The sequence below is a fragment of the Bartonella sp. CL100XZDX genome (assembly GCF_042195375.1).
Lineage (GTDB): Bacteria > Pseudomonadota > Alphaproteobacteria > Rhizobiales > Rhizobiaceae > Bartonella.
Genome location: NZ_JBHIOH010000018.1, coordinates 64314 through 77388 on the forward strand (window position 1 = coordinate 64314; position 13075 = coordinate 77388).

Annotated in this window: 13 protein-coding genes; 3 read left to right on the forward strand and 10 right to left on the reverse strand. The window is 36.4% G+C overall.

Going from position 1 to position 13075, the window contains the following annotated elements; genetic code table 11:
- Nucleotides 1-17: 17 nt before the first annotated feature.
- The 9 genes from ACFILU_RS01640 to ACFILU_RS01680 all read right to left on the reverse strand — a co-directional run bounded on the left by ACFILU_RS01640 (nt 18) and on the right by ACFILU_RS01680 (nt 8407).
- On the reverse strand, nt 18-371 hold the full coding sequence (locus tag ACFILU_RS01640; RefSeq protein ID WP_375674456.1) for a hypothetical protein: 354 nt from the start codon (nt 369-371) through the stop codon (nt 18-20).
- Complete coding sequence (locus ACFILU_RS01645) at nt 349-912, reverse strand: DNA methyltransferase (RefSeq protein ID WP_375674457.1); 564 nt, start codon at nt 910-912, stop codon at nt 349-351. The genes ACFILU_RS01640 and ACFILU_RS01645 overlap by 23 nt, the downstream gene beginning before the upstream one ends.
- The gene (locus ACFILU_RS01650) at nt 909-1658 is read right to left on the reverse strand and encodes a site-specific DNA-methyltransferase (RefSeq protein ID WP_375674458.1); all 750 of its coding nucleotides are present in this window, start codon (nt 1656-1658) and stop codon (nt 909-911) included. Before ACFILU_RS01650 ends, ACFILU_RS01645 begins: the two co-directional genes overlap by 4 nt.
- Nucleotides 1659-1741: 83 nt before the next feature.
- Nucleotides 1742-2143 carry an SUF system Fe-S cluster assembly protein gene (locus tag ACFILU_RS01655; protein WP_273791253.1) on the reverse strand — a complete coding sequence of 134 codons (402 nt, stop codon included), beginning with the start codon at nt 2141-2143 and terminating at the stop codon, nt 1742-1744.
- Nucleotides 2136-3380 (reverse strand): cysteine desulfurase, encoded by a 1245-nt coding sequence (locus tag ACFILU_RS01660; RefSeq protein WP_273791254.1) that lies wholly within the window; start codon nt 3378-3380, stop codon nt 2136-2138. Before ACFILU_RS01660 ends, ACFILU_RS01655 begins: the two co-directional genes overlap by 8 nt.
- 10 nt (nt 3381-3390) lie before the next feature.
- Nucleotides 3391-4653 (reverse strand): Fe-S cluster assembly protein SufD, encoded by a 1263-nt coding sequence (gene sufD, locus ACFILU_RS01665; protein ID WP_375674459.1) that lies wholly within the window; start codon nt 4651-4653, stop codon nt 3391-3393.
- Between the two features lie 11 nt (nt 4654-4664).
- On the reverse strand, nt 4665-5420 hold the full coding sequence (gene sufC, locus ACFILU_RS01670) for a Fe-S cluster assembly ATPase SufC (RefSeq protein WP_375674461.1): 756 nt from the start codon (nt 5418-5420) through the stop codon (nt 4665-4667).
- Between the two features lie 160 nt (nt 5421-5580).
- Nucleotides 5581-7092 (reverse strand): Fe-S cluster assembly protein SufB, encoded by a 1512-nt coding sequence (gene sufB, locus ACFILU_RS01675; protein WP_375660001.1) that lies wholly within the window; start codon nt 7090-7092, stop codon nt 5581-5583.
- Between the two features lie 139 nt (nt 7093-7231).
- On the reverse strand, nt 7232-8407 hold the full coding sequence (locus ACFILU_RS01680) for a cysteine desulfurase family protein (RefSeq protein WP_273791257.1): 1176 nt from the start codon (nt 8405-8407) through the stop codon (nt 7232-7234).
- A gap of 161 nt (nt 8408-8568) precedes the next feature.
- Here ACFILU_RS01680 and ACFILU_RS01685 point away from each other — a divergent pair, with 161 nt between their 5' ends.
- The 3 genes from ACFILU_RS01685 (at nt 8569) to ACFILU_RS01695 (ending at nt 11493) form a co-directional block, all read left to right on the forward strand.
- Nucleotides 8569-9249, forward strand: a complete 681-nt coding sequence (locus tag ACFILU_RS01685) for an alpha/beta hydrolase (protein ID WP_273791258.1) — start codon at nt 8569-8571, stop codon at nt 9247-9249.
- Nucleotides 9250-9570: 321 nt separating this feature from the next.
- Nucleotides 9571-10824: a tyrosine--tRNA ligase gene (tyrS, locus tag ACFILU_RS01690; RefSeq protein ID WP_375631146.1), complete on the forward strand. Its 1254-nt coding sequence runs from the start codon at nt 9571-9573 to the stop codon at nt 10822-10824.
- A 183-nt stretch (nt 10825-11007) separates the two neighbouring features.
- A complete protein-coding gene (locus ACFILU_RS01695) occupies nt 11008-11493 on the forward strand; it encodes a peroxiredoxin (RefSeq protein ID WP_273791260.1) in 486 nt (161 codons plus the stop codon).
- Nucleotides 11494-11833: 340 nt separating this feature from the next.
- Here ACFILU_RS01695 and prfB read toward each other — a convergent pair.
- A protein-coding gene (prfB, locus tag ACFILU_RS01700) for a peptide chain release factor 2 (RefSeq protein ID WP_375637636.1) occupies nt 11834-12962 on the reverse strand; the annotation gives its coding sequence in 2 pieces (ribosomal slippage) (nt 11834-12892 and nt 12894-12962; 1128 coding nt in all).
- Nucleotides 12963-13075: the final 113 nt, after the last annotated feature.

The window sequence follows — 13075 nt, forward strand, 5'->3', positions numbered from 1 at the left end:
ACTCCGCTTTTTATATACTATTCAAATAAATCTAATTCTGCTTGCGCAATATCTTTATTTTTGTTGTTTTCTTTTACCACAATCACTGGTTCAAGATTGGCTACATTTAAACTGTAATCGTCCCTTCCCCATTCGCATTTTTCTAACACTGCACGGGGGATTTTAGTGAGTGTCAGATTTTCAAAGGATGCTGATTTTGTATCAAAGGCTGTACCACAAATCAGCAACGTGCGATGAGAGCCTACCTCTTCACTCATTATACGGAGTTGTTCATGGGTCATAGCGCTTGTTGTGACATAAATATAATCTGTTTCGGTTGAGTACCCTTGCATCCAATAATGATTTTCATCAGGTGCATAGGTAAATCCCATACTGTTTGCACATTGCTTCTGAAAGCATCGCAGCATTATATTCGCGACTAATAATCCATTGTCCCCATGGATCTTTTTGCAACAGAGAAGGTGTAAGACTATAATAACGAAATCCACCGCCACCTTGCCAATTGACACTTTTGGAAATTCCCCCTTGATCAGTTCCATCAATGACTTGTTTTAAACGAGGGATAATATGGGTGTGACAATGTTCACCAAGTTCAATCATAATCCACTTTCTTCCCATTTTATGAGCAACAGCACCGGTTGTGCCGGAACCCGCAAAAGAATCTAAAACAAGATCACCAGGATTAGTGGCAAGTTGAATGATGCGTTCCATTAACCGCTCAGGTTTGGGAGTTGTAAAGACATTATCAGAATTAAAAACTTTGACTTCTCTTTTGGCATCTTGGTTGTGTCCCACTTCTGTATAGAGCCAAATCGTCATTGAAACCATACCATTTTTTACTTCTGATAAAAAACGTTTCATAGAAGGAACATTACTTCCTGTTGGACCAAACCAAATACGATTATCGTTCAATAATTCAAAGATTTTTTTTTATTCATAGCCCAACTTCTACCATTAGGAGGCATTACCTTGCGTCCAGAAGGTGTGATGATTTCATAAATATCCTTAGGTGTTACTCTTTTTACGGATAAATCTCCAGATTTCCAAGGACCGCGAGGATCATTATCAGGATTTTTATAGCGCGCATCCATATTGTTTGAACGAGGAAGCAATTGAGGGCGCCAAATCGTTTTATCTTTGGCATAAACCATGATAAAATCATGGTTATCGGAAAGCCATTTTGTATCATTTTGTGGAGCATATTTCTTTTGCCAAATAATATTGTTGATGAAATTTTGGCGACCAAAAATTTCATCCATCATCACTTTAAGATAGGCTTGCTCATCATCATCAATTGATATCCAGATACTTCCATCATCCGCCAGTAAATGATGTAACAATTCTAGCCTGTCTCTCATAAGGCTGAGCCATATGGAATGCTCTAAACCATCTTCATAATGTTCAAAGGCATTGCCTGTATTATAAGGCGGATCGATATAGATACATTTTACCTTCCCCGTATATTCTTTCTCAAGCGCTTTGAGCGCGAGCAAATTATCACCAAAAATAAGTTTATTATCAAAAATATCTTGGGATGATATTTGATGCGAAGCGTGATAAGATTTTTCAAGATCCTCTAATAAGATACGAGGCTCTAGTTTTGGGCGTTTTTCTTTTCCAATCCAGTTAAGTTCTAGTTTTTGTTTATTATAACTCATGCGATCGTCCTTAAATTCAAATGCTTGTGAAAAGTAAACAGCTTATTCATGAATGGCTAAATTAGAGTCTCTTAACAATACTTTTAGTACCATCCGACAGCAATTTGAGCTTCTTCTGACATACAATCAGGTGTCCATGGTGGATCAAAAGTCATAGTGACTTCAACATACGAAACCCCTTCAACTGCACTGACTGCATTTTCTACCCACCCGGGCATTTCACCAGCAACAGGGCATCCCGGTGCTGTAAGAGTCATTTCAATTTTTACTGAACGATCATCTTCAATATCAATACGATAAATCAGTCCTAGCTCATAAATATCAGCAGGAATCTCTGGGTCATAAACTGTTTTAAGAGCAGCAATAATATCATTCGTCATACGATCAATTTCATCTGCTGGAATTGCTGATATGTAAGATTTTTTATTTTCACTTACAGTTTCAACAGATTCTGTAGAATGACGCTCTTCAATTAATTCAGCCATTAAAAAATGTCCTTGTTTCTTGCAATGCTTCTACCAATTGATCTATATCTTCTTTAGTGTTATACATGGCTAACGATGCGCGGCAAATAGATGTTAAACCAAAGCGCTGTAATAAAGGCTGTGCACAATGAGTTCCCGCACGTATTGCAACCCCTTTTCTATCAATAAACATAGCGATATCATGGGCGTGAATTCCTTCAATTGTAAATGATATAATAGCTCCTTTATTGGGAGAATGACCATAAATACGCAATGACTCAACCATTTTAAGTTTTTCCTGCGCATAAGCTAAAAGGGACCTCTCATGGGCATGAATCGTGCTACGACCTTTCTCTTGTATATAATCAATAGCCGCAGTTAATCCAATAGCTTCAACGATAGGAGGGGTACCTGCTTCAAAACGGTAAGGAGGAGCATTATAAAACACCTTATCGGTTGTTACCTCCTCGATCATTTCCCCTCCCCCTTGAAAAGGACGCATTTCTTCTAATCTATCTTCTTTACCATACAAAACACCAATACCAGTGGGACCATAAAGCTTATGACCTGTAAAGACATACCAATCACAATCGAGATCTTGCACATCAACGGTTAAATGTACTGCTCCTTGAGAACCATCAACAAGAACCGGAATAGAATTTTGATGTGCTAGTTTAATAATCTCTTTAACAGGAGGCACAGTTCCTAATATATTGGACATATGCGTTATAGCAACAAGCCGCGTTTTTTCGCTTAAAGCCTTTTGGAAATCTTCAATGTGCAGAACACCATTTTCATCGACAGGAACAAAAATAAGTTTAACACCTTTTTGTTCACGGAGAAAATGCCAAGGAATAATATTTGAATGATGTTCCATGATCGTTAGAACAATCTCATCACCTTCTTTGAGTTTTGGCATCGCCCAACCATAAGCAACAGTATTAATAGCCTCTGTTGCATTTTTCGTAAAAACAATTTCTTCAGCTTTTTGAGCATTTAGAAAAACACGAACGGTTTCACGAGAATTTTCATAGGATTGTGTTGCTATATTGGCTAAAAAATACATTCCCCTATGCACATTAGCATAACTATAGTGATAATAATTATTCATTGCATTGAGTACTGACATTGGTTTTTGGGCAGAAGCACTACTATCAAGATATGCTAATCGCTTTCCATAAACTTGATGGTGCAAAATAGGAAAATCACGCCGAATTTCTTCGACATTATAAGTAAATGTTTGTACGTTATTTTCCATTTTTTCTACCTTAAACATTTTTTTCAAGCCATTTACTAATGATATTCTCCAAAACGATTTGAATCTTATCCTGCTTGATGTCATCAATGAGCTCAGAGATAAATCCTTTAATCAAAAGTGCACGAGCCGTTTTAAATGGGATACCACGCGCCATAAGATAAAAAAGATAATCATGATTAATATTAGCAACTGTTGCACCATGACCGCACGCAACATCATCAGCAAAAATCTCCAGTTCAGGCTTTGCATTAAATTCTGCATCATCTGAAAGAATAAGGCTATTACAAGCCATGCGTGCATCTGTTTTTTGCGCTTTTTGAGAAACACGTATTATTCCTTGGAAAACACCAACAGCCTTATCTGTAACCACATTGCGTATAATTTCGGTTGATGTTGACTTTTCTTCCACGTGACGAACAGTCATTGTAAGATCACTATGTGTTTGTCCTGATAATAAATTTATGACGCGTAATTGAAAATTAGATTCTTCTCCCTGTAATTCAATATCGATTTCTTGGCGATTTAATTGGCTCCCTATATTAATGACATAAAGTGATAACTTCGCTCTTTGATCAAGAACAGCACAAAATCGACCAAATTGTGTAGAATTAAAATCACGATTGCGAATGAGAATCCACGTAACATCACTATCAGCAGCAATACTTAATGAAAATATTGAACTGACAAAGGTATCTTTATCATTGCCAACCTGATGTTCAATAAACATAACTTGACTATTTTTATCAACTTTTATATCCGAAAAAATATGAGATTGTCCCCCCATTTGTATATTTTGTAATTCAATGGGGATATTTAACTTTGTATTTTCAGGGATGTGAAAAAGCCAACCATCTGTAACAAAAGCTGTATTTAACTGTCCAATAAAATCTTCATCAGAAATGTTTTGATTTATCTGTACAGAATTATCTTCTAATGCGTCTGAAAGGCGTTTTACTGTAATACTGTCTACCTTTGACTCTATCGATGTTTTTCCATTGTTTATGGAGAAAACAGCACTTTCTGAAAGCAATGCATCAACCAATTGATTGTCTTGAACTTTTGAAAAATTGCTAATAGACTTCAGTAAGGTACGCAGATTGGTATAATGCCAACTTTCGATTTTACGGGAAGGAAGCCGTGTCATTTGAAACTGCTCAATAGTTTTCTTGCGGATTTCCTGTACAGCTTTATCACCAGGTAAGTCGTTTACATACTGATTAAAATTACTGAGGATATTTTCTTCAACCGCTAACAAGTTTTGCTGTGTATTCATATTTAATAACCTCAAACCGCTTCCCTGATAAGATCAGCATACCCATTTTCCTCTAAATAAAGCGCTAAGGATTTATCACCGCTTTTGATAATTTGTCCTTTATAAAGAACATGTACCGTATCAGGAATAATATAATTAAGTAGCCGTTGATAATGGGTAATCACCAAAAATGAACGTTTTGAATCCCGAAGTTTATTAACACCATCTGCAACAATTTTTAGTGCATCAATATCTAAACCAGAATCCGTTTCGTCTAAAATGCAAAGTTTAGGTTCAAGAAGTGCCATTTGTAAAATTTCAGCGCGTTTTTTTTCTCCACCTGAAAAACCTACATTTAATGGACGCTTTAGCATATCCATATCTATTTCAAGTTTGGCTGAAACTTCTTTAACATATTTTATAAATTCAGGAATTTTAAGTTCTTCGTGACCTCGTGCTTTGCGTTGAGAGTTCATCGCAACTTTTAAAAATTCCATTGTTGCTACTCCTGGTATTTCCATTGGATATTGAAATGCAAGAAAAACACCATATGCAGCACGTTCTGCTGGATCCATTTCTAAAAGTGATTGCCCATTATAGAGAATATCTCCTTCTGTTATTTCATAATCATCACGACCAGCAAGTAAATAAGACAAAGTTGATTTTCCGGCTCCATTTTGTCCCATGATAGCGGCAACTTCTCCATCTTGAACTGTCAAGCTTAAACCACGAATAACTTTTGTATCGGTCTCAGCAATACGGGCGTGCAAATTTTTTATCTCTAACATAATTTAATCCTGTTTTGGCTGTTTTTTCAGATACAGATGCGGATTATTTTGCCTTAGCATCCATCTACTTTTGTAATTAGCATAGAGGCCATTTTTAGCATTATATGCTACTGTTACAGCCTTTTTACATAAAGTCTTCTATTTATCTAATTAAATAAAATTATCCAACACTACCTTCAAGGCTAATACCAATAAGCTTTTGTGCTTCGACAGCAAATTCCATGGGAAGTTTTTGAATGACCTCTTTTACAAAACCATTTACAATTAATGCGATAGCTTCTTCTTCGGGAATTCCTCTCTGCATAACATAAAAAAGTTGGTCATCAGAAATTTTTGATGTTGTAGCTTCATGTTCAAACTGAGCTGTTGCATTTTTTGCTTCAATATAAGGAACTGTATGTGCACCACAATCATTCCCGATTAACAAACTATCACATTGCGTAAAGTTACGCGCATTTTGTGCTTTTCGATGAGCTGTGACTTGTCCTCGATACGTGTTATTTGAAAAACCTGCAGAAATACCTTTGGAAATAATGCGACTGGAAGTATTTTTTCCCAAATGAATCATTTTTGTACCGGAATCAATTTGTTGATGACCGTTTGCAACGGCAATAGAATAAAATTCTCCACGCGCATTATCACCACGGAGTAAGCAGGATGGATATTTCCAAGTAATCGCAGAACCAGTCTCAACTTGTGTCCATGAAATTTTAGAGCTATCACCTCGACAATCTCCACGCTTCGTCACAAAATTATAAATACCACCCTTTCCATCTCTATCGCCAGGATACCAATTTTGTACTGTAGAATATTTAATCTCTGCATTTTCAAGGGCAATAAGCTCAACAACAGCAGCATGAAGTTGGTTTTCATCACGTTGGGGTGCTGTACACCCTTCAAGATAAGAAACATAGGAATCTTCAGCGGCGATAATCAATGTTCGTTCAAATTGGCCAGTGTTGCGTTCATTAATCCTAAAATAAGTTGAAAGCTCCATAGGACAACGAACCCCTTTGGGAATATAAACAAATGAACCATCTGTAAAGACAGCTGCATTTAAGGCCGCATAATAATTATCACTTATAGGTACAACTGTTCCTAAATATTCTTTAATAAGCTCAGAATGTTCAATAATCGCCTCTGAAATAGAACAAAAAATCACACCGGCGCGTGCCAGCTCTTTTTTGAATGTTGTTACAACAGAAACAGAATCAAAGACTGCATCAACAGCCACCTGCCCCGATACAGACATACTGTCATCAAAAGTGGAGGGATCAGACTGTTTTCTTACTCCTGCCAAAATCTCTTGTTCTTTAAGGGGAATGCCAAGTTTTTCGTACGTTGCTAATAACTCAGGATCCACTTCATCCAAAGATTTTGGTCCTGTATGATTTTTTGGAGCAGCATAATAATAAAGCTCCTGAAAATCAATTTTAGGATATTCAAGACGCGCCCAATGAGGCTCTTGCATTGTCAGCCAACGTCGGTAAGCTTTTAAGCGCCATGTTAGCATCCATTCAGGCTCATGTTTTTTAGCGGAAATAAATTTGATAATATCCTCATTTAAGCCTTTTGGAGCTTTATCGGTTTCAATATTGGTTTCAAAACCATATTTATATTGGTCAACATCTATTTCACGTACTTGGCGTATCGTTTCTTGTACTGCCGGCATAAATTTTCTCCATTTTTTGGCGTCAAAAACCGGTAACTAAAGTCTTGTTTTTTACAAGATTAAAGTAAGCAAGTTATCTCTAGGCTATAGGTAAAGTGCAAAAATTTCAATCAAACTTATTTTATTATTTAAAATAATTCTAATTTTTATAACTTTCTGATGATAAATCTTCCCCTTTTTTCCTGCTTATAATTTGAGAAAAAAACGACAGAAAATCATCAATATCTTCAGAAGTTGTGCCACGCCCTAGCGAAATGCGAATGGCACCATTTGGAACATGATAGCCCATTGCCTCCAACACTTTGCTTTGTTTTACTTTTCCCGAAGAACAAGCAGAGCCGGATGATAAAGAAAACCCTTCTAAATCAAAAGCAATTTGCATCGTTTCAGCTTTTATATTTTTCACGGTAAAGTAAGTTGTATTTGGCAAACGTTGAACTCTTTTGCCAAAAATCTCAACATTTTTACTTATACTTTGTAGTCCATTTTCTAATTTATTGCGTAAATATATTAACTGTTTTATTTCCTCCTGTGTGAAGCAATCAGTTATTGCTGCCCCAAAAGCAGCAATAAGGGGCAATGCTTCTGTTCCTCCACGGAGACCTTTTTCTTGTCCTCCCCCAATAATAAGAGGGTGTGGCATGAGAAGATTACCACATGAAACAAAAGCACCGATTCCTTTCGGACCGCCAACTTTATGTGCAGACAATATAAAAAAGTCTCCTCCTAGCTGATTAATATCCACAAAATTTTTATCTACATATTGTGTCAAATCAACAATAAGAGTGCCTCCTAAATCCCGAACAATAGCGGCGATTTCTGTTAATGGTTGAATAACACCCGTTTCACTATTTGCAGCTTGAATAGCAACAAGAGGTAAACCTTTTGTTTTATCATGAACCGTTAAGAGTGATGTTAATTTATCTTGTTGTATGAGCCCATCTTGATCAACAGCAATGACGCTTATCAACTCTTTAGAAAAACGTCCTCCCTCTGCCACAGAGGGATGTTCAGTCGCTCCAAGGTAAAGACGAGAAAATTTAACTTTTGCATTCCCCATATTGTAAAAGGGTGTTAACAAAGTCATTGCGGCTTCACTCGCACCAGAGGTAAATACCACGTGATCTGGATCTGTTTTAAGATTTTCAGCGATTTGCCGACGAGCCTTTTGCAACAAAGTTTTAGCCGCACGCCCTTCCTTATGAACAGATGATGGATTACCAAATATTTCTAAAGATTCCAGTAACGCTATTCGTGCCACTTTTTTGAGTGGTGTTGTTGCGTTATGATCAAAATATCGGCGTTTTATAACCATTTTACATCGCAATCATTAATCTTATGAATTGATTAAAAAAATAGCGCAATTTTCTTGAAAAGTGCACTAAAAAAAGAATATCTAATAATTATTTAAGAGATTCTATGGTAAAAGTCGACCAAGATCAATGAAAGCCTTTTATTGCATTTAAGGAGCATTTTATGCCAGAAATTATTTTTAACGGTCCTGCAGGTCGGCTCGAAGGACGTTATCAACCTTCACAACAAAAAAATGCACCCATTGCGATTATTTTGCATCCTCATCCCCAATTTGGTGGAACTATGAATCATAAAATTGTCTATGACCTCTTTTATATGTTCCAACAACGTGGCTTTACAACTTTACGTTTTAACTTTCGTGGTATTGGTCGTAGTCAGGGTGAATTTGATTATGGAATAGGAGAACTTTCAGATGCTGCTGCTGCTCTCGATTGGGTGCAAACACAACATCCAGACTCTAAAAATTGTTGGGTAGCAGGATATTCATTTGGAGCATGGATTGGTATGCAGCTTTTAATGCGCCGACCGGAAATTGAGGGATTTATCTCAGTTGCCCCTCAGCCTAATGTTTATGACTTTTCATTTCTTGCACCTTGTCCCTCCTCTGGGCTTATCATTCATGGCGGTATTGATAAAGTTTCCCCTCCAAAAGATGTTCAAATACTTGTCGATAAATTAAAAACACAAAAAGGTATCATCATCACACAAGAAATATTAGAAGAGGCTAATCACTTTTTCAGTGGATGTCATGAAGAACTTATTGAGCGATGTGCCCACTATTTGGATAACCATATCTCCAATGAACTTCTCGCTCCTCCTCCTGAAATACTTTCACTAACTTAGGAAAATACGATAGATTTATAAAAAATTAGCAAAAGTCGTTTCTGATCATAACAAAGTAATTTTTTCCGTTTGCATTTAAAATTTTTCTAAATTTTATTTCAGGATAGAAATGAGAATAACAGCATACCTGTTTTCTATCACTGATAAGTCTCTTTTTTAGCGTAAAAAGGAAATAATACCTGTATTATTATCTTTATGTTACCAATATGTCTCTTTCTCTTGTGAGGTGTGTGTCAGTTATGATAGATAACGCATTAATAACTCATTATATAATCGCCTATTATATAAAATAATGCACTCTTAAATTAGGAAATTAAATCTGTGTTTGCCTTTAAATCTGATTTTTTACACATTATGAGCGAACGTGGTTTTATCCACCAAATTTCAGATGAAAAAGGCTTAGATGATCTTTTTTCAAAAGAAACTGTAAGCGCTTATACTGGATTTGACCCAACAGCATCGAGTTTACATGCTGGAAGTCTTCTTCAGATTATGATGCTTTATTGGTTACAAAAAACAGGTCATCGCCCCATTGCTTTAATGGGTGGAGGAACCGGATTGATTGGTGATCCTTCTTTCAAAGATGAAGCGCGACGCCTTCTGACACAAAATGATATTGCTGAAAATATTGATGGTATTAAAAAGGTATTTGCTAACTATTTGACATTCGGTGACCGAGAAACCGATGCTTGTATTGTGAATAACGCGGAATGGTTATGCAATTTAAACTACTTAGAATTTTTGCGTGATGTAGGAAAACATTTTTCTGTCAATCGTATGTTGTCATTTGATTCCGTTAGACTCAGACTTGAGCGTGAGCACTCTTTGTCATTCTTAGAGTTTAATTATATGATTCTGCAAGCTTATGATTTTGTTGAACTTTATAAACGTTATGGATTGCGTATGCAAATGGGGGGCTCTGATCAGTGGGGCAACATTATTAACGGAATCGAATTAGGGCATCGTTTAGGAACACCGCAATTATATGCGTTAACATCACCATTGCTGACAACCTCTTCCGGTGCCAAAATGGGTAAATCATTGAATGGGGCTGTATGGCTGAATGCGGATAAGCTTTCACCTTATCAATTTTGGCAATACTGGCGCAATACAGAAGATGCTGATGTAACACGATTTCTAAAGCTCTATACTCCATTGCCAATGGATGAGATTCTTAAACTTTCTCTATTACAAGGGACAGAAATTAACGAAGCAAAAAAAATTCTTGCAACAGAAATTACAGCAATGTTGCATGGACGTGTTCTTGCTGATGCAGCAGCAGAAACAGCTCGCAAGACGTTTGAAGAAAAAACTCTAGGAGAAAATCTTCCAACTGTTGAAATTAATGCCTCAGAATTAAAAAAAGGTGTTGGATTGCTCACTCTTTTAGTACAAGCAGGACTCGCTAGATCTAATAGTGAGGCACGCCGACACGTTCAAGGTGGGGGGGTCCGTGTAAATGATCAAATTATTGAGGATGAAACACATCTTATTATTGAAGGGGATGTCAGTGCAGAAGGAACCGTTAAACTTTCTTTTGGTAAGAAAAAACATGTTGTGATGAAACCAGTATAATCTTTTGCTGTTTTGTTTATGTTGTCGACCTTGTTCTTTCAATTCAATTGTTGTGATAGGGCGAGTTTTGTTAGGAAATAAAGGTCTCTTCAAAACAATAATATTCTAGAGAGTTGAATAGTTCTTTTCTTCTGTGTACTCTGATATCTTATACCTGTTACACAAGAAAGAAAGATGAAAATAATGACAAGACCAATGAAAGGTGCTCTTGCTCCTGATTTTAATTTGCCGCGCGATGGAGGAGAGATGGTATGTCTTTCTGACTTTAAAGGAAAGTCTGTTGTTTTATATTTTTATCCAAAAGATGACACCAGTGGTTGCACAAGCGAAGCACTTGATTTCACAAAATTAAAGATGAAATTTGATGAAATCGGTGTTTCTGTTATTGGAATCTCTCCAGATAATGTAAAAAAACATGATAAATTTAAAGTAAAACATGAACTTGATGTCATCTTGGTTTCTGATGAAGAAAAAACAACCCTCGAAGCTTATGGTGTTTGGGTTGAGAAAAGCATGTATGGACGCAAATATATGGGAGTTGAACGGAGCACTTTTTTAATTGATGCAAATGGAATAATAGCAGAAGAATGGCGTAAAGTAAGCGTATCTGGGCATGCTGAAAATGTTTTAGCTACTGCAACACTTTTATATCATAATGGTAACTTGTAAATTGAGTGTTTGATTTGCCTTAAAAAGCAAAAGTTATCCTCCTTAATTGATTTTAGTTTTTCAACGGATTCAATTTTTACAATATATTGATTTATAAGGATAATGAATTGTTTTACATTTATATTAGTCCCCCGAATATCCCAAATTTTCCTTATTTCAGATTCTTCCTATCACTTGCAATATCATAAGCAGAATTGGCGTGTGAGAAAAAAAATGAAGAAAGAAACAAGAAAATCCCTCTTTAAACCTTTAAAGTATCAAGGACTATCGTAACATCACAACATCAATAAAACGAACAGCTTAAGAAAAAATCTACATGGCTTGAAGGAAGGATATATAATTAACGAATATCCTCAATTTTTTTGTCTTGTCTATAAATGCGCCGTGCGAGTGCTGCCTCTATAAATGCATCTAAATTACCATTAAGTACGGATTGTGGATCCGTATTTTCAATTCCTGTACGCAAATCTTTGACAAGCTGATAGGGTTGAAGAACATAAGATCTAATTTGATGTCCCCATCCGATTTCTGTTTTAGAAGATTCAGCAGCATTGGTTTCTTCTTCTCTTTTTTTAAGCTCTTCTTCATAAAGCCGTGCACGCAACATCGACCAAGCCGTAGCGCGATTTTTATGTTGAGAGCGCTCTGTTTGACATTGAACAACAATACCCGTTTTTATATGCGTGATGCGAACAGCGGAATCTGTCGTGTTAACATGTTGTCCTCCTGCTCCCGATGCACGATATGTATCAATACGCACATCTGCCTCTGAAACATCAACTTCAATATTGTCATCAATAACTGGATAAACCCAAATGCTTGCAAAAGAGGTATGGCGCTTTGCATTCGAATCAAATGGAGAAATCCGCACTAAACGATGAACGCCTGATTCTGTTTTTAACATTCCATAAGCATTATGCCCTTTTACAAGAATAGTCGCTGACTTTATTCCTGCTTCTTCTCCATCATGAATTTCTAAAATTTCAACCTTCATTTCATGCTGTTCAGCCCAGCGCATATACATACGTAAGAGCATAGAAGCCCAATCTTGGCTTTCTGTTCCCCCTGCTCCAGCATGAACTTCTAAATAGGTATCATTCGGATCTGCTTCTCCTGAAAGAAGTACATCAATTTGCCTTTTATCTATCTCATTTTTAAGATTACGTATTGATCTTTCTGCATCAGCGATAATTTCAACATCACTTTCTTCTTCGCCCATCGCAATAAGCTCAATGCATTCTTCAAGTGTTTTTGTAAATGATAAAAGACCATTTATTGAATCATCAAGACGTTGACGCTCACGCATCATATCCTGTGCTCGTTGTGCATCATCCCATAATGATGGATCTTCTGCTTTTTGATTAAGATATTCGAGACGCTTTAGTGATTGATCCCAGTCAAAGATGCCCCCTTAGCAATTGTATTGCTTTCTGGATTTCATCAACTAATGTTTCTATTTCTGCTCGCATAATTTAACACCGTATTTTTAAAAACTCTTTTTGGTTGTGTCTCTTAGCATTTTATACAAATTTAATAGCTGCTATCAGAAAATGGTACAATTCTATCACTCTATTTACAGAAC